Here is a 21,856-nt window from a genome sequence, read left to right on the forward strand (position 1 = left end):
TTAAGACCACAGTGGTTCTAACACAGTACACTGATGGGTCTATTGAAAGCTAATTTGCAAGTGCTCAAATTTCATATAATAACCTCTTAATAATAATGTCTCCATAACACTTTACGCCTTTGCTAATCGGGAAATGCTAATATTATCCCAAAAATAAATCCCACCAAATCATCGGTGGGATACCGGGCATTTACAGCTTTATATAAACTCTCTTTTAACCTTTCCTTATTGTGTTTTACTGCACGGTCAAATAATATTTGTTGTGGTCCAACCTAAATTTTTTTACGCCAAAAGCAAACACGTCTTTTGGAACCCTAAAAATGCTAGATCCTTCCGTTGGGATAACATTCCTAATAATACTCAGTTCATACATAATATCCTTAGAGGTTTGCCAAATTTGTCTGCAACAGCTTTTTGAAAACCATTCTCCCTCATAAGTTTGGGGATAAAGGGCTCAATAGCAATATGGTTTGACCATTTTCCCTAAATGTACATTGCTTTTAAAGATTCAGCCGGTAAAGCTCATGCAAATCAGCTATGGAATTAACTCTAATCTGAGTTGGGGAAACCGTATATAGAGCATCCCCAATGTAAAGCACCCGCTTAATGTTATTATCGCTATCATACCAGTAATCTCCCGCCCGCTGGTAATCCGCAGCATCCAGGTGGCTTATCCGCCCTTTATACTCTAGACCTTTTTTTAAATCAATATTATATATATAAGCTCCCTGAAAGGTAAAAGAACCATATGCCGGAATGTTTCCGTAGCTCTCATTACCTGGTATAAGCTCCATTAATGTTACTGGAAAAGCTAATAAATTTTTATCTTTAGAAAAAAGCAAGGCTTTGTGGTTATTAAGGATTTCGGAATCAGTTCCCCGATCACCAATTACTGCCCGTGACATTTCTACCGGGTTGCTAACATCGGTAACATCGAAAATTGCTATCTTCAGACCCTGGTAGTAAGCCTGGGGTTCACCCCCCCATCCTTTGGCTTCCACGGTATCTTTTCCGAAACCAATAATATGATTTTCGTCGTAAGGATGCAGATAATCACTGTATCCGGGTATCTTTAGTTTGCCTAAAATTTTTGGTTTTTGAGGTTCTTTCAGATCAATCACAAAAAAGGGATCTACATTTCTAAAGGTCACCATATAGGCGCGATCACCCATAAACCGAGTAGAATATATTTTTTCACCTGGTGCAATGTTCTCCAGTTTACCAGCCAGCTTTAGATTACCGTCCAGTACATATATATGGTTATGGGAAACATTATCACTGCGACTCCATATCTCACCGCTAGTTGTGGCTATGCGAAAAAAGCCCTGATATTCGTCCATAGAAAATTGATTAAGTATAGTACCTGGAACTTTACCCCGGCCCGTACAAGTTGTGCTGGCTCCCTTTAGGGCAAATCGGTATATTTCCGTTTCGCTCCCGGACGGAGACGTAGGAAAAGCACTGTCTTCCATCAACGGTTGCACCTGAGAATAGGAATTTATTGCTATATAAAGGTTGGAACTAGAAGCGTAAATATTATCCCCATTTCCTAAATAAGTCTTAATGTCCACCTTCTGATTCAGATTATCAGTATCAATAGCCGCTACGATAAGAAAAGACTGGTATATGCAATTAGGAAAGTAATTTATATTATCACAGGAGATGGTTTGAAAGTCATTACCCGCCGATGAATCTCGGTAGGAAGGAAGTATGATGGGATCACCAGGCCGGTAGTAGTTTGTATTGCGGTTAGTCACCAGATAAAGTGATGAGCCAATCTTACGGGTCGAAAGGCAATAGCCTTCCACTTCAATCTCACGGCTTTTAGTGATATTATCTTTGTCTTTTATATCATAAATAATTACCTTACTAGTTTGGATATCATTACCTGGTGGAACCGGGTAAATTGACTTTTTTTGGTTAAGTACCGGGGAGCTTTTTCGGTAAGAATCCCCCGTGACAACCAGGTGTTTAGTATCTACATAAAGGTCACGGGGATGGAAGTCATTAGAATTAAAGTCAACGGTAGATACTAGCCGCATTTTATCAGCTGGCATAGCTTTCACTACACTCAGTTTACTATTGGATAAAACGTAAATATAATCGCCATCGGTCTTTACTATATCAGCTTCATCTACGCCCTCAACCTGAATATTAGTCTGGGAATAGCCGGTTTTTACTTCAGCAGCCGAGGGTGCTGCGGCTTGTTCTGTGCTGGCACCAGACATATCCATCACCACATTACTACGCTGACCATACAGGCCTATCTGTAAACTATATGACTGATTCAGTAGTTCTTGTAGTTTCTCTAATGTACCTACTACCGGTATCTCCGAAGCCTTATTTCCAGGTGTGACAACCTCGGCTTTTACCGGTTGGCTGCCGCTAAACCCATAAACCCCACCACCAATTCCAAATATCAGTACAATCAGCAGCAGGCTCAACCAAATCCAAACCTTTTTCGGCCAATAATTCATTAGATCCTCCCCCTTTTACCTATATCTCACATTACGAAATCATTTGGTAAAACTTTCATGGGGCACTAACTCTGATGTTAGTCCATTATTTTCCCGAATAAAAGGTGCCAAGTAGCAGAGGATAAATAGCGCCACCTATAGGGGCTATTTACAGAATAGGTATAGAAAATCTTGTCAAGTAGAACAAAACAAGGTTTTGTTTATTTATTCTCCATGGGGATGCAGAGGGGTTATTCAAGCAAGTTAATTCTCACTTCATTATGACGCCTACACAGCGGCGAGAAAACAAAGAGGGTTATTCAAGTAACTTAATTATTAGATTCAGAAAAAACACTATCTTCTGTATCACCGTTTTTTTCCGCATACATCATCTTATCAGCTTTAACTATTAATTTATCAATACTATTTCCATTCATGGGGTAAAAACTAATACCTATACTCAAAGATATATCTATTTTTTGTCCTTCATATATAATAAAGTTTTCTGTACAATTATTAATCCTAGAAATTATAACTTTATAATCGTCAGCATTCTTAAGATTAGGCAATAATATTAAAAATTCATCTCCACCAAATCTGGCAACAACATCACTTTTTCTTATAGATTTTAATAGCATTTCGGCAACTTTAATAAGAACTTTATCACCAGCTTCGTGTCCATAATTATCATTTATGCTTTTAAATTTATTAATATCTATAAAAACTAAGCCTAGCAAATTATTATTTCTTTTTGCATTGTATAATATTTTATTGGCAAGTTTATAAAACAATGTTCTGTTTGCGACACCTGTTAATTTATCATAATAGGCTAATTTTCTTATAATTTTTTCTTTTTCCTTTAAATCCATATTTAACAATGATAAGTTATTTACACAGAATTTTAATTGCTTAATACGTTCAACCTGACTTGTAACATCGATAAATTCAAAAAGGAGATACTTTTTCTCATCTTTTTCAAACCTGCTTATCTTTAAATTCACATGTCTTCTATTACTAACTAATCCCTTATGCAGCGCTGATGAAAAAAACATATTTTGACCATTTTCCAGGACACAATCAACTGCTTTTTTGAAGAAATTTTTATTTAATTTAGGTAAAATATCATAAATATTTTGACAGACTGCCTTTTCTTTACCAATATTTGTTAGGTGTTCCATATATTTATTCCAAAAATGAACTTCCATTTTTTCATCGGAGATAACTATCCCTTCATAAAGGCCATTTAATATATCAAATAAAATTTTATCCATTTAGTTCATCCCCTATTGTGTTAACCTTTATCATTAATGTATTTAACGATTTTAAAGTTAAATCAATAATTATTGCTCCTTCAATTTTTATATCATCTATTATAAAGGTTATATAAAGAATTAATGTAGTGTGAGTTTTATTTTCAATATCCTTCCTGAAATCAATCTTATTAAATACTTTTACTTCGGGCACAGAATAATATAAATCTATGTTCAAATAATTTCCCAGTTCTCCAATTATAGAATTTAGTACTATATTTCCTATCTCTTTGATTACATCGAAATCTATATCGTCAAACTCAACATTGGGATCTTTAATTTTTTCATCTCTATTTAGGCAAATGTTTATTAATTTCTTACTTTTGGAAGCAGGAAAAATTAAATTTGCTTTTCCGGTCAGTTTTTCAGCAAATTTAATTGATGATATTAATAATGTTCCTTCCAAAATATCTGGGAAATAATTATTTAAAGAAAAATTGCGATCTTTCAAATAGAGTAGCTCTATTTTAGGCACATCTAATAGTATTTTTTTATCAATTATTTCAGAAAGCATGGCAGCTGCTTTACCGACACCTATATTAAATATTTCCTTAAGGATGTCATATTCGAGAGCGTTTATTTCCATAATTCGTTATTCCTCATAAGATCGCATACACTCTTGGCTTTTTCTTCATTAAATGGTTTGTTTATAAATGATAAAACATTATATTTGTTTATTTCTTCTTTAACTTTTTTTTGGACATCCGCAGTAAGCACAATTATTTTAGCATCAGCCTGATAATCTCGTATTTTCTTTATCAACTCGTTACCATTTAAATTAGGCATCAGCAAATCTACGAATACGTAATCCGGATTAATTTCCTTATAAGTTGCAAAACCTTCGTTTCCATCATTTGAGCAATAAATTTCCACATTATCCAAGTACTGTTTTATTAAGTGGGATGTGATTTTTTGTGAAAAAATAGAGTCATCTACTATTAAAATTCTTATCATAAGCCGCTCCTTAAATGAAAATTCCAGTTAGGTTCGAAATATTTCACTATTAACAGGATGCCGAATAGCAAACTCTTCTTACATTCAGGGTGTGTTTATATCACTACAATGGCTAAAATATTAGAACTTCCTAGGCAAAGTACCAATTAGATAACTGTGATAAGTATTTTAGCGGTTGCAACTATCCTGATATTTGTGTGTTTTATTTGGATAAATATAAAACTCATAGAAAGTAATTCGGATTTTCCAGCATTCCAGCAGAAGCAATAGTTAAAAATATTAATTTTAGTCTTTAGTAGATCCAGAATTAAAGTAATAAATAAAGCCAGCAATTAATACTTAAAAACTAATTGCTGGCCGGTTGCACCACTATTTCAAAATTCCCAAGGTGCCCATAATATACTGGGAATTTATCATCATTTCCAACTCATATATAATACCTATTATATTTTATGAAAATAAATTCTTTATATTATATGCTTAGTTTACTATTAACGTATAGCAAAATCAATACTTTAACGATTTGCTATACTCTGATATGGATGTTAAAAATAACTACGAAATATAAACCACAGATATTCTGTTTTGGATATATTCTTTATCTTAAATTTACCGGCAAAATTGATATATGTCTTGGAATTCCGTACAATTAGGGAAATAAAGTAAAGGTTCGGCAATTAATGCGTAGTTTTTTAACTGATCATCTGTTGTCCGTCTCTTTTCCTTGCAATGAAGGCTAAATAATAGAGCAATTATCGGAATCTTCGCCCTTTGCAACTTTCCAGTTACAAACAAAGTATAATTGGCTTCGCAATATTCATTATTAACCAATGTTAATTGCCATATGGCATTTTAATTTGGCCGCTTAAGTTACTTCGAATACCTAAAGGTAATCTTAATATTGTTATTGGCGTTATTACTATTGTTTTTCTTTTTTGGGAATACTGGTTGTATTTTCTTGGGCTCGACTTCTAGAAACGGAATTTGATCTTCATAATAAATCATTTCCAAAGCAGGTTCTTCTTCCAGCAATCCCACCGCATAGACAGTATACGAATTTCCCTTTCCAAATGTAAAGGTATCCGCGGTCAGGATTCTTTCCTCTTCGCAAGCCGGTCTAATTTGTAAATCATAGACACCGGAGATGATCAGTCGATAGTCGGTCACTTGTGTATAAGCTACATCACTGAACCACTTCGTACCATCGGGGAGGGTAACATCTACTTGTGGAGTGTTTGGTGATAAATGAGCAAACCGGACGATAGAATCATTGGGAGTCAACCCCTCAAAACGTTCTAGTAATGGCAAAAGGCTGATATCCGGAAGAGTACCTATTATAGGTACGGTCAGGCGCACACTGGCAGAGACAACGAGTTCTGTGTCAAGGACTGGACTACTATCTCCTTCCTCTCCTGCAGGAAAAACTTGAATCCGGTAAGTATCTGGTCCTACCACAAGGTAATCGCTCATTTCTTTATAATCTAAATTACTGAATATCAATTCGCCGTTAGAATAAATATCAACTGCAGGAGTTCCCGGAGAAGCATGAAGGAATCGTATAAACGAGTTTATGGTCGGAATAGAAATCACACCCTATAAATATTTTATTACAGGGTATTCAAAACAGATCAAAAAAGTGCATACTGCAAATGATTTTGGGACAGGGGTGGGACAGGGGGACAGGTTTGCTGTCCCCTTGTCCCCTCTGTTAGCGGTAAACTAAAAGGGAGAAAAATTGGCCAATAAAAACGGAGAATATTATCCACAAAAACCCACCACTGGTAAAATGAATTGGTAATTAATTTTACAGGTGAGGTGGGAGAATTGAAGGGATGGCCAATGTATCAAAAAATTCAGCAGCTTAAGGAGTTGGGGCTTAATAAGTCACAGGTGGAGCATCAGTTAGCCATCAACTGGAAAACAGTAGACTTCTACTGGGATATGACACCCGAGGAATTTACCGAAAGGCAGAGGAAAGCCAAAAACCGACGGAAAATCCTAGAGCCATACACCGACCAAATTTTACAATGGCTAATGAAATTCCCGGATATATCAAGTGCTCAGATTCATGACTGGCTTAAGGAATATCATGGGGATAACTATCATGGGAAGGAGCGGACTGTTAGACGATACGTTAGTAATTTGCGAAAAACATCTAATATACCAAAGCCGGATAAATATCGGCAGTACCAGGCCGTAGAAGAACTCCTCCCTGGTCAACAGGCCCAGGTGGATCTGGGTCAGAGGGAAGTTATGACAACTACAGGAAAACGAATAAAGCTTTTTGTATTTGGCTTAGTGTTATCACACAGTCGCTACAAATATGTAGAGTGGCTGGATAAACCGTTTACAGCACAAACATTTACATTGTTTCTGTATCGAGCTTTTGAGTTTATAGGAGGGGTACCTAAGGAAATAGTATTTGATCAAGACCGAGTATTGGCTGTTAGTGAAAACTATGGTGATATCATACATACTGAGGAGTTTGAGCGTTTTCGCAGGAACATGAAGTTCACCGTTTACCTTTGTAGGGGAAATGACCCTGAATCCAAAGGGAAAATTGAATCAGTAGTCAAATATGCTAAACAAAACTACGCTGCTCACCGGGTATTTGATAACCTGGTTTTATGGAATGAGGGATGTATTGATTGGTTAAATCGGACTGGCAATGCCAGTATACATGCAACCACAAAGAAGGTACCGGCAGAAGTATTCAAATCAGAACAAGAATACCTGCAACCGATACCCACAATCATAAATAAACCTGAAGATAGTTTAACAAGAAATGTAAGGAAGGACAACACTGTCCTTTATCTTAGTAATCGTTACCGAGTGCCTAAAGGCACGTATTATCCCGGACGTGAAGTAGAATTGAAAGTCAAAGATGGCTATCTTGAAATTTTGGATATAGAAACTAAAGAACTAATTATTATCCGGAAAATATCAACTAAGAAGGGAGTGATAGTTCCTAATCGGGTTGAGCGTGATTATTCCCACAAGATAGATGAACTAAGGAAACAGGCCCTTGCCATGCTGGGTAAAGGCGATAAAGGTACTTGTTTCTTGGATCGTATTAAACAGGAAAAACCCCGTTACATAAGAGATCAACTTCAGTTGATTATCAAAGAGGCCGAGAAATACTCAGAGCTAATTATAGCTCAAGCCCTGGATTACTGCGTACAAAAAGAACTATGGAGCGCAGTGGAGTTTCGTAATGTATTGGAATATTTAGAGCAGCTCAGCCAGGACATAGATGCGCCTGATATTATTGATGCAGATGCCATTCCTTCCGAATATCGAATTAAAACAGAAGTCAGAGATATTAAAGCCTATACTGCACTTTATGAAGGCAGTTAGCAAGGGAGGATATGCTAAATGAATAAATTAAAGGAAACCAAAACCTTTCTGGGCCAGCTAAAGCTGGCCTGGATGAAAGACAATTTAGAAAAGCTCGTAGAGGAAGCAAACCGACAGGATATATCTTATTGTGATTTTCTCTATTCCTTAACCAATGGCGAAATTGATGCCCGGGAACAAAGAGCTTCGGAGCGCCGTATGACCCAAGCTCAGTTTCCCTTCATTAAAACTGTAGATGATTTTGAATTCGCTTATCAACCCGGTATAACTAAAAGACAGATTAACCAGCTATTAGATATGCAATGGCTTGATAAGGCCTACAATCTAATTTTTCTGGGACCACCTGGTTTAGGTAAAACCCATTTGGCTGTATCGTTAGGAATAGAAGCTGTAACAAAAGGTTACAAGGTAAGCTTTGTAAGTATGGACGAATTAATTCGGCACCTGAAAATTCAGTCCACCATTAGCCGCAGTAGGCAGAAAATCAAACGAATAATCAGCTCAGACCTAGTTATTATCGATGAAATTGGCTTTGTGCCAATAAGTAGAGAAGAAGCTAATTTGTTCTTTCAGCTAATTTCTCAACTGTATGAACAGACCTCGTTAATAATTACGTCCAACACGGGTTTTGATGACTGGGCCGAATTGATGGGAGATCCAGTTATTACAACTGCAATTCTGGATAGGATTGTTCATCATAGTGAGATATTTAACCTGACCGGAGAAAGCTACCGTATTAAACATCGTATTTCCATTTTGCAGTAAAGGTCCTATGTAAAATTAATGGCCAAAATTTCTCCAAAATACTTGACCGTTCACACCCCTCCTTCTGATTACCCTTTAAACCCAAATTTTTGAGCAATTATTTCGTAAGCGGGTAACGGCAGATTATACTGTCTGCTCAAACGAACTACTTCAAATATAAGGCCGTCAATTTCAGAATCCTTACCCTGCCTTAAATCCCTTTGCATGGAGGTTGAAGCTGTAGGTGATAGACTGTCTAGTATCTGTAAATTAGTCTCTACGATATTTACGGTAAAGTTTATGCCCATAGCTTTAGCCAGAGTCTCAATTTCTCGCGTGAGCGTAATAATGTTTTCCTGACTATTCCTTCCTGCTGGGCGGCTTCAGCATCGACATCATAATACGCGCCGCAGGCTGCCATAGGAGATACGTAAGCGAATTTTTCCAGGGCATCTCTCTCTATATTATTAGAAACAATAGCTCTGATGCCGCTATCCTCCAGATCAGCGGCCACCTGGGCAAGTACAGGATTATATTCCTGATTTTTTCTTACGCCATATACTATGCGAAAAATATTACCCTTCTGGAGAATGGTACCGGGCTCTTTAATCTCCGCCGCTATGTAAATGCATCCATCGGTTATAAAAAGTTCCGGCAGAAGTTCTTGCATCTTACTGCCGGTACCGTAGATATTCAGTACTGGAATAAACAACCCTGTTTTTATGAGCCACTCTTTTACTAAAAGGAATAGTTCCTTCCAGTGAATATCCTTTTACACACTGAAAAATTACATCTGGCTGCTGATGATAGTGCTCCATATCACAGGCCTTAATAGGATGGACGGTATAATTCTCTTTAAGGGTGGTTTCCATTTTAAGACCACTCTTTTGCATCGCCTCAAGGTGTTTCCCCCTGGCGATTAGGGTAACATTTTTACCTGCCTCGGTCATAAATGCACCGATACTTCCGCCGGTACCCCCAGCTCCGATTATTAGGTACTTCACTTTTTTTCTCTCCTCATATGAATTGATTGTTTTTTACCTTGAGGTTAATCTTGGTGACCTCAGTTGCTGGTCGCGCACTTTTAAACTTACCTACTCCATAAGGAAGTCATTTTGTCTCCTTTTAACAGGTTTTTACAATCTTATTATATCCACCTAAAGATTACCGGGCAAAGAGTTTTAATTTTTGTTCGCGTTTGGTGACCGGTAAAACCAGTGGAATTAATTTTTATTTAATTTGGAACAAACCATGATCCCGGCCTTAAACCTCCCCTTCCCCCTTGGTTTTTGTTATCATCAACATTGGAATCTTTAATTACTCTATTGATTAATCTATAATTATAATAATGAAGTATTTTATAATTGCAGTTTTTGGTATCAGGTACGAAAAACTCCAATTATGCAGTAAAACTTTGAATAGGGGTAATAGAAATGATGTTTAAGGACGAAATAGCCAATAATTATGATTCCTGGTACCAAACTCCGCTAGGTGCCTTTGTTGATTTGCTTGAGACAAGTGCAGCTTTTAAACTCTTTTCTCCTGCTCGTGACTTGCATATTTTGGATGCAGGCTGCGGTACGGGTAATTTCAGTATTAAGCTGTGTAAAATGGGGTGTAAGGTCACAGGTATCGACATTTCAGAAGATATGCTGGCCATCGCGCGCAGGAAAGTAAGCCAGTATGGGTTAAATGCTACCTTTCATAAAATGGACATTTACCATCTGGATTTCCCTGACAATTATTTTGATGGTATCTATTCCATGGCTGCTTTTGAATTCGTTCATCAGCCCCAGGAGGCTTACAAAGAATTGTATCGGGTTTTGAAGCCCGGCGGAAAGCTTTTAATTGGCGCCATTCACAAGAACAGCGCCTGGGGTCGGATGTACGAACAAATGGGGCAACAGGATCCCGCATCTGTCTTTCATAATGCTGCCCTTAAAAATACTGACGAAATGCTAGGTTTAGACCCTGATCATCTCCTTGCCTGTCATGGATGCGTTTACATCCCCCCAGATGCAACCGAACAAAGCTTGACCCTGGAAGAAGAAGCTAGACTTTCCCAAACCTCGGAACCAGCTTTCATTTTGGCCTTGTGGTACAAACCAGAATAAAAATAACGGGACCAAATATAAACTTTATTATTTTGATTTAGAATTTAATCAAGACTATTCTTCTCAACAGTATTTCGCTAGCAAAAGACTTTACCATCCCTATTAAATCCATCAAATCGGTTTATTTAAATTAGGATGGGTCAAACACAGGAGCGTTTAGTGACAATAACGAACTAGGTATAAACCAAAAATAAATACAAAAAATACTAACTTAACCTGACTTCCACCAGTGATCCAGGAATGATCGTATCCTCTGTAACCGAACAACCGATAGCCAAAATCTTTCCTCCTTTAGAAGAAAGTGCCCTGAGCGCAGCCCCAATGACAGGATGCATCCTGTCATTGGGCATCATGTACCGCACATCTTTCATTTGAATAATAAAAACAACCATGGCCTCGTAGCCTTCTTCTATACATGCTGCTAGTTCTTTGAGATGCTTAACGCCCCGCTCAGTAGGTGCATCCGGGAAAAGCGCGATACCATTATATTCAAGAGTGACCCCTTTGACCTCAGCAAAAATTTTTCTCTTTGAGGTCTCAAGATAATAATCAAAACGTGATTTCCCATATTTTTGTTCAGGTTTGACCATCTTGAGATCCTGAAAATAAGCTCCGGAGTTCAGCCACTCCCGAAAGGTAGTGTTGGGGGCTTGGCTGTCCATGTTGATAAGCCGCGGTCCTTTCCAAACAGAAATCAAATCATATTTGGTTTTTCTGCCGGGATGACCACATTCCTGAACCAGTACCTCTGCCCGTTCAGTTAGTAACTCCTTGCATCGACCCGTGTTTTTAACATGACATACCTCAATTGTCCCTTCAATTTCTACAAGAGCTATAAAGCGGTTAGGCCGTTCAATAAAAATACCTTTTTTGATTTTATCGTATCGCATCCCTTTATCTCCTTCTGGGGTGGGGGACAGGGGACAGGGGGACAGGTTTGCTGTCCCAACTCTTAAAAATACTACCGTAACCTTACTAAATTTGTCCTATCATACCTCTTGGAGATCCCTGTTATTGTTGCCAACTGCCTTATGCTAACCCTGGCATTTTCTTTAGTTACGGATAAGTTCATCCCGTTTTGCCCCCAATAGGAATCAGGGACAATGGGACAGTGAACCTGTCCCCTTGTCCCTACTTGTCCCTACTCAACAAATCTACCATACACATTTAGCAAGGGTTTATCTAGGATAGCCAATGCTTTCTCCTTTATTTCTTCCGGAATATTGTAAGCTGCCTCAGCTATGCTACCGGTTATTGCAGCAAGGGTGTCACTGTCCCCGCCAAGGGAAATCGCATTTCTTATTGCATCCTCGAAATCCACGCTTTCAAGAAAAGCAGTAATCGCTTCGGGTACAGTTTCCTGGCAGCTCTCGTTGAAACCATAACCGGGACGTATTTCATCAAGAGTACGGCTCAGATTATAACCGTATTTACTCTCAATATAATCTTTTATCTCAGCCTTGGATTTTCCTTTTCGGGCAAGGAAAATAGCTGCGGCAGTTGCTTGTGCGCCTTTAATGCCTTCAGGATGATTGTGCGTTACAGCAGCACTAATTTCAGCATATTTCTCTACCTCCGAGAGAGTATCAAACATCCAAGCTATCGGTGAAACTCGCATAGCCGACCCGTTCCCCCAGCTGTTGTACGGATGAATGTCTTCAGAAAACAGCCAACTGCCAAAACGTCCTCCATAACCTGCGTCTGGATACATACGCCCATATTTTTTCATGGCTTGGATGAAGGCAGCAGCAGTACCACCATCCATCAGTCCTTCTGCTATTGCCAGAGTCATAACCGTATCGTCAGTAAAACAGCATTCCGGGCTAAAAAGTGGAAAGTCCTTTGTCTTTATGTTGTTCCATTCGTAAACTGAACCAATTATATCTCCAATGATGGCACCAATCATGTTTATCCCCTGCCCCCACGCTTTTTGAAGTCCTCATCAATACGATCTTTCCAGTTTTCTGATATAGTACGGCTGGCACGTAGACAACTAACCGTTTCGCTGATTACCTCATAATTTAGCCGAGTACCCTCACTATCTGCATTAAAATTTGTTGCTCTGTCTTTGCTGATACCAAAACGCTCTGCTGTAGAAATGGCATCAATGTTTGCACCAAGAAAAATAAACTCTCATCCGTATTTGCTCTTTTGATGTTCAATCATCTGACGGACTTTTTCATAGCTGAACTCCCTGCTGGCATTTTCCATACCATCAGTTGTTATTACAAACATGACCTGTTCAGGTCGCTCATCTTCAGCTGTATGTTTCTGCACATTTCCTATTTTGTTTATGGTTTTTCCCACTGCATCCAATAGTGCAGTACTGCCTCTGACAAAATACTCTCTGTCTGTTATAGACTCTATACCTCGAAGGTTAATACGGTCATGCAGTAATTCATACTTATCATCAAACAGTACAGTAGTTATTACAGCCGCGCCCGGCTCTTTTTTCTGCTTTCCTAACATAGCGTTATATCCGCCTATAGTATCACTTTCAAGACCGCTCATTGAGCCACTTCTGTCAAGAATAAATACCAGTTCTGTTAAACCTTTTTTCATCATGTTATCCTCCAATCATTTATTGTATATTGAAGGATAACATTTTGTATGTGCAAATCGGTCGCATGGAAAGCGACAAATGGCTTAAGCTGCAATTGAACTATACCCCCAACAGGTTCTGATCGAAAGCAAACAAAGCTTCATTAATTTCAAAAATATTATAGTTTCCCTCTTCAATAAAATACTCAATGATAATGTCAAATTTACTGCTATGAGAAAGTGCAAATCCCGCCTTAAGCAGTAAATCTTTTGTTTCATCAAGATTTAATCTCAATGCTATAGCAAAAGCAATAGCAGTTGGCTTGCTTGGCTTATAATTTATATCATTCCTAATTTTAGAGAACAGTTTACGGTCTATATTTGCCTTTTTATAGGTTTCTGCATCCGTCATACCTTTTTCGTCGATTAAACGTACTAACATTTGGGAGAATGTTTCGTCCATATTATTTACTACATCATCAAGGCTTCGTTTACGTTTTTTTACCGGGGCAGGTGCTCCCGTTGAGAAAGGAGCTTCTGGATAGATTTCGCTCAGCTCGTGTATTTCCTCAAATCTGTCTCTACGATTAAAAAAATGTGCTTCTATGTACTTATCATCAATATATTGTGCAATTGATGAAAACAGCTTCTCAGACAACACAAATGCCGTTTTATCGTACACAACCAGAAAAACCGTCATTTCATAGCTTAACAGAAAGTCTCCTATGACCAAAATGGCCGTTTGTAATGCTTTATCTTTTGGATACCCAAAGGCACCCGATGCTATTAGCGGGAAAGCAATACTCTCAAGATTATGTTCTTTAGCCAATGCGAGTGAATTCTTGTAACAATCTGCCAGCAGCTTCTCCTCATTGTTACTACCACCATGCCAAACAGGTCCAACAGTATGAATTATATATTTTGCCGGCAGCTTGTACCATTTTGTTATTTTCGCTTCTCCTGTTTCACAACCGCCAAGGGCACGGCATTCTTCAAGTAGCTCTGGCCCAGCAGCACGGTGGATTGCTCCATCAACCCCTCCACCCCCAAGAAGAGACGAGTTTGCTGCATTAACAATCGCATCAGCGTATACCTTCGTTATATCATTACGGATTATTTCAAGTGGCATTGTCCACACCTCCTTTTCGGGGACGGGGACAGGGGGACAGGTTTACTGTCCCCTCCCTTAAAATACTACCGCAGCCACTAAATTTATCCTATCATACCTCTTCTTAGAAATCCCCGTTATTCTTGCCAACTGCCTTATGCTGGCCCGGCCTTTTCTTAAGTTGCGGGTAAATTCATCTCGTTTTGGCCATCGTTAATACTTTAATAGTTAAACAAGATTTAGGGACAAGGGGACAGCAAACCTCTTGTCCATTGCATTTTGTCACCTCCTGAAAATGGGCACGAAAAAAGCACCCCGCAAGAGGTGCTTTTTTCATTATTTTATTCAAGCATTACGGTCTTCTGCAATGCTTATTATCCAACAACAAAAAACTCTTGGGGAAACTCAACAACGCCGTTTACTTCTGATAACGCATTTTCAGTAAGCTGGCATGCCATAAACGCCTCATCCGGAACCTCAATTGGTAAAGTTATGCTGAAACTACTTGCCCGGAATATAACCAAAGCGAGGATAATACCCAGGGTATCCGACCAAAATCACTGATGTAAAACCTAATGCTTGTGCAACTTTATGCCCTTCTAAAATTAATTTCCCACCAATACCTTTAGCTTGCATTTTGGGCAAAACTGCAACGGGAGCAAGCACAAGGGAAGTATGCGTCTTTTTTTCAGCTTTGATTACTATTTTTGTAAACATTATATGTCCCACAATTTCATCATCAACAATTGCTACAAGAGATAATTCTGGAACAAAAGCTGTACTATTCCTAAGTCTTACCACTAAATTCTGTTCATCATGGGTTGTATGTGCTGCATTTAGAAAAGCCGTATTCACTACTTTATATACACTATCAAAATCTGCATCGATTTCTTGTCTGATTATAGTCTCTATACTAAAAACCTCGCCTTCTTTTGTTTTTTTCTTTGATAAACTCTCGTGCATTTTTCATTCCGCCCATTTCCGCGAACATAGCATTAAGCTTTTCAGTCTCAATCTGCTTTGAATTTAAACCCTCATACTTAGCTTCCTTTTTCAGTTTTAAATAATTGGCAAGCCGATCTGCAGACAGCAGGCCGTCATTTATGGCCTTTTGTACTGCACAGTTAGGCTCACTAGTATGAGTACAATCACGAAATTTGCACTTTGTGGCTAGTTCATCAATATCGGCAAAGGCTTTTGTAAGGTTAGCGCTTTCAATCCCAAGTTCCCTCATTCCCGGAGTATCAATAACAACGCCGCCACTCGGAATAACAATTAGCTCTCGCCTGGTCGTAGTATGCCTTCCTTTATCATCGTTCCTTATTTCTTGGGTTTGAAGAGCATTTTGGCCGATGAGTTTATTTATTAAGGTCGACTTACCAACACCAGATGAGCCGATAAACGCGATAGTTTTGCCACTACCAAAGTAGCTTTGGACAGATATGCACCCATCCGCAGTTAAACTCGAAGTAACAAGCACATCAACCCCACAGGCAACAGAATCAAGTTCTAACAGTTTTTGAGGAATATTATCGCATAAGTCAGCTTTGGTAAGAACGATAACTGGAACTGCCCCGCTATCCCAGGCAATTGCAAGATAACGTTCAACTCTGCGAAGATTATAATCGTTGTTAAGCGACATACAGATAAACACCGTGTCGATGTTTGAAGCTACAACCTGTTCATCATTCGATGTTCCCGCTGCCTTTCTAATAAAGACACTTTTCCTTGTCAGAACATGATGAATGATTGCATTCCCTCCGGTATCCTCATTTCGATCAAGCATCACGAAGTCGCCTACTGCCGGATACCCAGATAATGTTTTTATATCAAAACGGAACTTCCCGGAAATTTCTGCTGTTGACTCGCCATTCTCTGTTACTACCTTATATAGGTCTTTGTACTGGGAAATGACACGACCGATACAATGACTCGGATATAACGCAGATTCAGTAATAAACCTTTGGCTGAGCCCTATATTTTCCATATCTATTTTGCTCAATTTTATAACCTCCAAAAGTTTTTAGTTTTTAATTTTTACTTTTAGGAGGTATATACATTAATTTATTTTGTATGCACCTCCTGCATTATTACAATCTCCACTGTACAAATATTAAACATAAACAATGACTCCTTTCACAATCAGATTATATATTAGTTTGGTGATATCAAAAGAGCATTGAATCTTAAAGCACCCGTATCCCTTCCGAATCATAAACACCGGACGGTACAAGGGGACAGCAAACCTGTCCCCTTGTACCCCTGTCCCCTTGTACCCCTGTCCCCTTGTACCCTCATGTAAATCTTGAATCTTCGGCGTTCTCGCTGACCAGTATGAGATGATCCTGATCATATACTATTTCCTTGGTCATCCCTCCATAATATTCAAATGCATTTTCATGGACCTTAATTAAATCGCGGGTCGTAAACGGACGATTCAGCCACTCTATATATTTGTAACGGGAGTGGGCTAATACGAAGGTTGCAAAATAGAGAGTTATACTCCTGCCAGTACTGCTGCGTAAAGTGATTTGTCCAAAATCCATTCTGCATTTGCTGCCCGGCAGGTAATTCATCAACAGCTTCATATTGACGATTGTACTTAATTTTAGGAATTCCACACTCCTTTCTTAACTGATTGACATAATTTCTGACTGTTCCTTCGCTAACACCTCCATCTATTTTTCTTTCCTGTAGCCAGTCCAGTACCTGTGCACTAGTCATATCCGGATATTGTGTTAACCATGATCTGATTAAATTCCGATGTTTATCAAGTTTCTTAGTCCGTTTCTTTTGACTTTCTAAAACCAGTTCCATTTCATCGGGACTTAGATTTAGATATTTATACACCGTTGTCCGGGATAGATCAAGACGCTTGGAGATCTGGCTTACATTGAAATGCATGTCCTTTAAGCTTTGGATCTCCAAATACATATTCCACCCTTCTACTACGTTCATCTCTTCCTCCTTAGCTATGATCAAAGCTGTTTTATTTCCAGCTCAATCATAGCCTTTTTGGAGGATTGTGGTAAATGCTGTTCATTCTTATTTGTTGTTTTCTGTTCAATTTAGTTTAACAGTTACATAGCAAGCGTTACTTTACTCTGCGTTTCAATTAATATCATAAGCGACTGAATATATGATGCTTCCCAGTCACTTAGCATCTTTCGTGCTTTTGGCATACACATCTTCTTATCAGTGGTGCTATAAATTGCTGTTCCGGCGGAAAAACTTAATAATGCATTAGTCCATTTTACAAATATACATCGCAGAACGCTTGCCGGTATTGATGACTTTAAGATTGCCGAACTGTTGCATTAATTCATCCCTGATGCTTCCTATAAAGTTAAAATAGTCTCCGCCTTCTAGCCATTCTGCAATATCGGTAATCAATGCACGGTGTTCGTTATAGTCTAACAAAACAGCTGTATGCCTTGCTACTCTTTTCATCTCATTGTAAAGGATCAGCCTCTCCTTTGGTATAAGCCCGTGGGCCACATAGGATGTTATGGCCAAGTCAAAACTTTTTTCTCGGAATGGGACCCCATTACGCGCATCGCCACGAATAAACCGAACAGACGGTTCGGTTGGTTCTGTTTTCCCAACCTTTTTCGTGGCAATCGCCAGCATAGCTTCGGCAGAATCTAGCCCGGTCACCTCCAAACCATATTCTTGAAGCACCTTGCATAGTGCTCCTGTGCCACATCCTATGTCGATGACGCTTTGATAGGTGGAAAGATCCAACTCATCTTTGACATTATTCAAAATGTAGCGGTATTTCCCCACTTGCCAATTAAAAAAAAGGCCGTAAACAGTGGCAATTTTATTATCCGAAGCAGAGTGGATTATTGGGTAATCTGGACACAAGGGGACGGTTCTCCCGTGTCAATGTCAAAGCCTTTCGAACAATGTGAAATGGCTAGCCAGTTATCCTGCATATTTGCCGCAGGGTTAATCCGTCATTTTTTTAACTACTCAATGTTTTATTTCTTGTATTCTGGTCCATTGTCTGCAAATCCGTTATCGATCTGCCTTTTATTTTTTTCTTAATTATTTCATATGCTTCGCTTTCACCGATTCTTTTGGCTTCATCGCAATCCAGGCAGCGGTCCTATACGCTTTATTGATGTCGTATCTAATTCAATCATGTATTACCCTTGGACGTCTTTTCCAATCACTAAGCTCAGTTGTCCAATACTTTGCCCATTCCTTCATTTCCCCATATTCCGCATGACTAGGATTCAACATAATTTCACGGAAATTCACAAATCCTCCTACGCCGCCCACATCCTCAGGTGGTGTTTGACCACTTGCTTCCAGTAAGTAGGGTGATTCCTTGTCGTGGTCCTCGATCACACGTACAAGCTGGATTTCATGTTCCCATTTATCCCCCATGTCATATGTATAGAGCATACACTTGTGCTCTGGCAAAAACTCTGATAAGGTATACCCTTTTATTAAAATAGCATCTTCATCGTACTTCAGGTCATCCTCAAATGGAACAATTCTAGCGACCAGTATACGCTTATTGCCATCAAAGATGGTAAAGTCATAAAGATGGTAGTTCTGCCAGTCAAACACCGACTGCAGCACTTTATGAAAACGTACAAATTCTAGATTCGCAGGTACAATCATCCTCCGCACCGCCTTGTATACTTCCAAATCAAGTGTGACCAGCAATTCAAAGGCACGATATTTGTACGCTTGCTTTCCGGTAAGCTCAGATAGTGCGTTAATCATTGCATGGTAAGGGACATACCCCTCATTAACGTTACCGGAACTATTGACATGACGGTAATTTGCGGAAGCTCCAACCGTATCGCTGAACATTTTTGCAATACCGTTATATTCATTTCCAACATAGAAAGCGCAGTCCAGTCCCGCTTTCGTTACCCACGCAGCTGTCTGTCTGCTACGATTTTGCGTAAACTCTACTTCACCTGCCAAACGCATGTATTCCTCTACAAGCCCGGGATTTAAATTCATGGACAATAGTGTGTTTGAAATGGCCGCTCTCATCATTTCCGCTACATTTTTCAGATCTTTCCGCTTGACCTGGTAAATTGCAACGGTAAAACGTGTGGCATTGTTCACCAACACGATCATATCCTCTGATCTATGATTATCCCATACCTTTGTCCAGTTTGCGGTCCAAGAAAACAGTGGATTTTTATCCTCTTGTGCAGACCGAGAATTTGCTCCCATAGCATCCGCTAATTTTTTGGTCAGTGCAATTTGCATTTTCTCATTTCCTTTTGTTAATCACAAAATTGCCAATATATCGCTACGTTATGTGAAAGAAATTCTTAATCCTGCTTCTCACGCTTTGCGCTGTAATGTGTTCCTTTTCTTTTTGCCTTGCCGTAAACAATTTCAATATTGCTTCTACGTTTTATTTTATCTTGAGCCTGTTCAAATTTTTCAAGTTCAATAATCGGTTCATGAGCATCTTTCATCAGAAATTATTCCTGCCACCACGACACAATAACTGATGACCACGCCACTTGAGTTTTAGAGCAATCTTTAAACGAGAAGGATATTGCGGCGCAAATGCGACAGCTAACAGATGGAATGTCCCAACTTTCAAATAACTACGGTCAATTCCATGCAGGGCTTGATAGATACATGAGCGGCGTTAAACGCCTTGCTGATGGATACGGCGAGGTAGATACGGGTATTAAGTCGCTTACGGGCGGTATCGGGGGATTAAATACCGGTGCTAAGGATTTATATGAAGGCACAAGCAAACTAAATATCCGATGGTCGATCTGCCCGATACCATAAAGGCCGAAATAAATAAGATGGCAAAGCAATATGATAAGTCCGATTTTGTCCCCGTATCGTTTGTTTCGGACAAAAACACGGGAGCGACCACCGTGCAATTTGTAATAAAGACCGCTTCCATAGAATTTCCCGAAGTGCTGCAACATGATGTCACAATACCTGTAAAAATGACCTTTTGGCAGAAACTTCTCAAATTGTTTGGATTCTATCGATAAAAGTTTGGTGAGTTGAAAATCAAAAGTTTATCGAGACATAAGGGGACGGTTCTTCCGTGTCATTATTTAAGCATTTGAACAATGTGATATGGCAAGCCAGTTATCCTGCATATTTGCCGCAGGCTTAATACGTCATTTCTTAAACTACTCAGGGGAGGATAATTCCTATTATTATTTGTTTATTATTTATTAACAATGCGGTTTAGGTTCTGTTTTCCCGACCTTTTTTTGAGCAATCGCCAACACAGCTTCGGCAGGGTCTAGCCCGGTCACATCTAAACCATATTCTTTAAGCACATTGCATAGTGCTCCTGTTCCGCATCCTATATCGATGATGCTTTGATAGGTTGAAAAATCCAAATCTTCTTTCAAACAAGGCACCCTACGTCTTAATGGCGTAGAGTGCCTTACTATATTTACCATTGAGCTGCTTTAGTACGGGTTATTGTAAAAATATACCCATACAGCAATAGTCACTATCAGCGCTACTACAGAAAGTATGGCCAATGGTTTGTTCTTATTAATGATTCCATAGATTATGCCAATAATTGAAGCTATTGTAATAAAAATACCAATCGCCATGATCTTTACCTCCATATTATTTCCATATACTTCACCAAAATAATGGCTATTAGTGAGGAAATGCTATTTCAGCCGCTACCCAAAAAATAACTAGCAGTCCAACAGGTAAAGACAATAATACAAATAGTGATCTATCTTTATTTTTGGAGAATGAAATAATTCCCAAAACACAACTAATCACTCCCAAGCCGGCAATAAATGGTGACGGGAACGGGAGTCGGATTGTAATCGCTAAAGCCGATAACTTTATAGCCATCAGCACGATAAAAAGCAATGTAAGTATAGATGCCCATTTCCCGCTCTTAGTCTTTGACCAAATCTGAATCTTAATTCCTTTCCCCCTTCTTATTTTTAATTTCAATACTTTCACGGTAATACAAAACTGGCTCGATAAATAGCTACCATAGCTTACATCCAACCTGCTCGCTCACCAATAAAAACATCCATTCTGCTCTGTCGCACTCAAAATCACTTGCTTTTACTTGTTTCCACGAACAGATAATATTACAAGTTTTTTAAACTACAGTTTCACACTCAAAACCTGCAAACCCCTTATTTACTAGGTTTCAGGCACACTCACTCATTTACCCTTGACATCAATACGACCGTCTCAACGTGCAACGAGCGGGGTGGATTGATGTCTTTTACATTGTCGGTAGTCGGAAACACGTCATCGCCACTTTTTGCACTA

The 21,856-nt window shown here is 38.9% G+C and carries 23 protein-coding genes, 2 pseudogenes and 1 riboswitch; of the genes and pseudogenes, 4 read left to right on the top strand and 21 right to left on the bottom strand.

The annotated features are described in order from the left end of the window. Nucleotides 1-500: 500 nt before the first annotated feature. From ACZ5Q0_RS13010 to ACZ5Q0_RS13030, 5 genes are all read right to left on the bottom strand, one after another. Complete coding sequence (locus ACZ5Q0_RS13010; RefSeq protein ID WP_446820235.1) at nucleotides 501-2,477, bottom strand: beta-propeller domain-containing protein; 1,977 nt, start codon at nucleotides 2,475-2,477, stop codon at nucleotides 501-503. Nucleotides 2,478-2,785: 308 nt separating this feature from the next. Next, nucleotides 2,786-3,727 carry a GGDEF domain-containing protein gene (locus tag ACZ5Q0_RS13015; protein ID WP_446820233.1) on the bottom strand — a complete coding sequence of 314 codons (942 nt, stop codon included), beginning with the start codon at nucleotides 3,725-3,727 and terminating at the stop codon, nucleotides 2,786-2,788. Beyond that, nucleotides 3,720-4,352: a chemotaxis protein CheC gene (locus ACZ5Q0_RS13020; RefSeq protein ID WP_446820232.1), complete on the bottom strand. Its 633-nt coding sequence runs from the start codon at nucleotides 4,350-4,352 to the stop codon at nucleotides 3,720-3,722. Before ACZ5Q0_RS13020 ends, ACZ5Q0_RS13015 begins: the two co-directional genes overlap by 8 nt. After that, entirely contained in the window at nucleotides 4,343-4,720 is a 378-nt protein-coding gene (locus ACZ5Q0_RS13025; protein WP_446820231.1) for a response regulator transcription factor, read from the bottom strand. Before ACZ5Q0_RS13025 ends, ACZ5Q0_RS13020 begins: the two co-directional genes overlap by 10 nt. Nucleotides 4,721-5,066: 346 nt before the next feature. After that, nucleotides 5,067-5,153, bottom strand: a riboswitch (cyclic di-GMP riboswitch). A gap of 437 nt (nucleotides 5,154-5,590) precedes the next feature. Further along, complete coding sequence (locus ACZ5Q0_RS13030) at nucleotides 5,591-6,310, bottom strand: DUF4397 domain-containing protein (protein WP_446820230.1); 720 nt, start codon at nucleotides 6,308-6,310, stop codon at nucleotides 5,591-5,593. Nucleotides 6,311-6,559: 249 nt separating this feature from the next. Here ACZ5Q0_RS13030 and istA point away from each other — a divergent pair, with 249 nt between their 5' ends. Together istA and istB are read left to right on the top strand one after the other, a co-directional pair. Then, entirely contained in the window at nucleotides 6,560-8,077 is a 1,518-nt protein-coding gene (gene istA / locus ACZ5Q0_RS13035) for an IS21 family transposase (RefSeq protein ID WP_446818455.1), read from the top strand. A gap of 18 nt (nucleotides 8,078-8,095) precedes the next feature. Continuing rightward, complete coding sequence (istB, locus tag ACZ5Q0_RS13040) at nucleotides 8,096-8,842, top strand: IS21-like element helper ATPase IstB (RefSeq protein WP_446818298.1); 747 nt, start codon at nucleotides 8,096-8,098, stop codon at nucleotides 8,840-8,842. Nucleotides 8,843-8,910: 68 nt separating this feature from the next. On the opposite strand, the gene ACZ5Q0_RS13045 is transcribed toward istB, so the two are convergent. Genes ACZ5Q0_RS13045 through ACZ5Q0_RS13055 form a run of 3 tightly spaced genes read right to left on the bottom strand, consistent with a single transcriptional unit; the run spans nucleotide 8,911 to nucleotide 9,825 of the window. After that, on the bottom strand, nucleotides 8,911-9,129 hold the full coding sequence (locus ACZ5Q0_RS13045) for a ketopantoate reductase family protein (protein WP_446820229.1): 219 nt from the start codon (nucleotides 9,127-9,129) through the stop codon (nucleotides 8,911-8,913). Beyond that, nucleotides 9,120-9,533, bottom strand: a complete 414-nt coding sequence (locus tag ACZ5Q0_RS13050) for a hypothetical protein (protein WP_464827170.1) — start codon at nucleotides 9,531-9,533, stop codon at nucleotides 9,120-9,122. Before ACZ5Q0_RS13050 ends, ACZ5Q0_RS13045 begins: the two co-directional genes overlap by 10 nt. Further along, nucleotides 9,493-9,825 (bottom strand): ketopantoate reductase family protein, encoded by a 333-nt coding sequence (locus ACZ5Q0_RS13055; protein WP_446820227.1) that lies wholly within the window; start codon nucleotides 9,823-9,825, stop codon nucleotides 9,493-9,495. Before ACZ5Q0_RS13055 ends, ACZ5Q0_RS13050 begins: the two co-directional genes overlap by 41 nt. Nucleotides 9,826-10,254: 429 nt before the next feature. Between ACZ5Q0_RS13055 and ACZ5Q0_RS13060 the strand changes: the two genes are divergently transcribed. Next, nucleotides 10,255-10,935: a class I SAM-dependent methyltransferase gene (locus ACZ5Q0_RS13060; RefSeq protein ID WP_447182585.1), complete on the top strand. Its 681-nt coding sequence runs from the start codon at nucleotides 10,255-10,257 to the stop codon at nucleotides 10,933-10,935. A gap of 206 nt (nucleotides 10,936-11,141) precedes the next feature. On the opposite strand, the gene sfsA is transcribed toward ACZ5Q0_RS13060, so the two are convergent. From sfsA to ACZ5Q0_RS13110, 10 genes and pseudogenes are all read right to left on the bottom strand, one after another. After that, a complete protein-coding gene (sfsA, locus tag ACZ5Q0_RS13065; protein WP_446820225.1) occupies nucleotides 11,142-11,825 on the bottom strand; it encodes a DNA/RNA nuclease SfsA in 684 nt (227 codons plus the stop codon). A 251-nt stretch (nucleotides 11,826-12,076) separates the two neighbouring features. After that, entirely contained in the window at nucleotides 12,077-12,841 is a 765-nt protein-coding gene (locus tag ACZ5Q0_RS13070; RefSeq protein WP_446820224.1) for an ADP-ribosylglycohydrolase family protein, read from the bottom strand. 2 nt (nucleotides 12,842-12,843) lie between these two features. Then, nucleotides 12,844-13,497, bottom strand: a pseudogene (locus ACZ5Q0_RS13075) (vWA domain-containing protein). Nucleotides 13,498-13,597: 100 nt separating this feature from the next. Continuing rightward, complete coding sequence (locus ACZ5Q0_RS13080; protein WP_446820222.1) at nucleotides 13,598-14,605, bottom strand: O-acetyl-ADP-ribose deacetylase; 1,008 nt, start codon at nucleotides 14,603-14,605, stop codon at nucleotides 13,598-13,600. 480 nt (nucleotides 14,606-15,085) lie between these two features. After that, on the bottom strand, nucleotides 15,086-15,547 hold the full coding sequence (locus ACZ5Q0_RS13085) for a GNAT family N-acetyltransferase (RefSeq protein ID WP_446820220.1): 462 nt from the start codon (nucleotides 15,545-15,547) through the stop codon (nucleotides 15,086-15,088). Continuing rightward, nucleotides 15,498-16,586: a ribosome small subunit-dependent GTPase A gene (gene rsgA / locus ACZ5Q0_RS13090; protein WP_446820218.1), complete on the bottom strand. Its 1,089-nt coding sequence runs from the start codon at nucleotides 16,584-16,586 to the stop codon at nucleotides 15,498-15,500. The genes ACZ5Q0_RS13085 and rsgA overlap by 50 nt, the downstream gene beginning before the upstream one ends. A 313-nt stretch (nucleotides 16,587-16,899) precedes the next feature. Next, nucleotides 16,900-17,164 (bottom strand): annotated as a pseudogene (locus tag ACZ5Q0_RS13095) (DDE-type integrase/transposase/recombinase); the annotation flags it as partial. 663 nt (nucleotides 17,165-17,827) lie between these two features. Further along, nucleotides 17,828-18,451, bottom strand: coding sequence for a class I SAM-dependent methyltransferase (locus tag ACZ5Q0_RS13100; RefSeq protein ID WP_446820215.1), 624 nt, complete (start codon nucleotides 18,449-18,451; stop codon nucleotides 17,828-17,830). A gap of 273 nt (nucleotides 18,452-18,724) precedes the next feature. Beyond that, on the bottom strand, nucleotides 18,725-19,825 hold the full coding sequence (locus ACZ5Q0_RS13105; protein WP_446820214.1) for a plasmid pRiA4b ORF-3 family protein: 1,101 nt from the start codon (nucleotides 19,823-19,825) through the stop codon (nucleotides 18,725-18,727). Between the two features lie 65 nt (nucleotides 19,826-19,890). After that, nucleotides 19,891-20,040 (bottom strand): hypothetical protein, encoded by a 150-nt coding sequence (locus tag ACZ5Q0_RS13110; protein WP_446820213.1) that lies wholly within the window; start codon nucleotides 20,038-20,040, stop codon nucleotides 19,891-19,893. A 303-nt stretch (nucleotides 20,041-20,343) separates the two neighbouring features. Between ACZ5Q0_RS13110 and ACZ5Q0_RS13115 the strand changes: the two genes are divergently transcribed. Then, nucleotides 20,344-20,583 (top strand): hypothetical protein, encoded by a 240-nt coding sequence (locus ACZ5Q0_RS13115; protein ID WP_464827171.1) that lies wholly within the window; start codon nucleotides 20,344-20,346, stop codon nucleotides 20,581-20,583. Nucleotides 20,584-20,772: 189 nt separating this feature from the next. Here the strand turns inward: ACZ5Q0_RS13115 and ACZ5Q0_RS13120 are convergent, their stop codons facing one another. The 3 genes from ACZ5Q0_RS13120 to ACZ5Q0_RS13130 are packed head-to-tail and all read right to left on the bottom strand — an operon-like array spanning nucleotide 20,773 to nucleotide 21,535. Further along, a complete protein-coding gene (locus ACZ5Q0_RS13120; protein WP_446820211.1) occupies nucleotides 20,773-20,955 on the bottom strand; it encodes a class I SAM-dependent methyltransferase in 183 nt (60 codons plus the stop codon). Between the two features lie 60 nt (nucleotides 20,956-21,015). Beyond that, the gene (locus tag ACZ5Q0_RS13125) at nucleotides 21,016-21,165 is read right to left on the bottom strand and encodes a hypothetical protein (RefSeq protein ID WP_446820210.1); all 150 of its coding nucleotides are present in this window, start codon (nucleotides 21,163-21,165) and stop codon (nucleotides 21,016-21,018) included. A gap of 49 nt (nucleotides 21,166-21,214) precedes the next feature. Next, on the bottom strand, nucleotides 21,215-21,535 hold the full coding sequence (locus tag ACZ5Q0_RS13130; RefSeq protein ID WP_464827172.1) for a hypothetical protein: 321 nt from the start codon (nucleotides 21,533-21,535) through the stop codon (nucleotides 21,215-21,217). Between the last annotated feature and the right edge of the window lie 321 nt (nucleotides 21,536-21,856).

It is taken from the genome of Syntrophomonas erecta subsp. sporosyntropha (genome assembly GCF_055395365.1).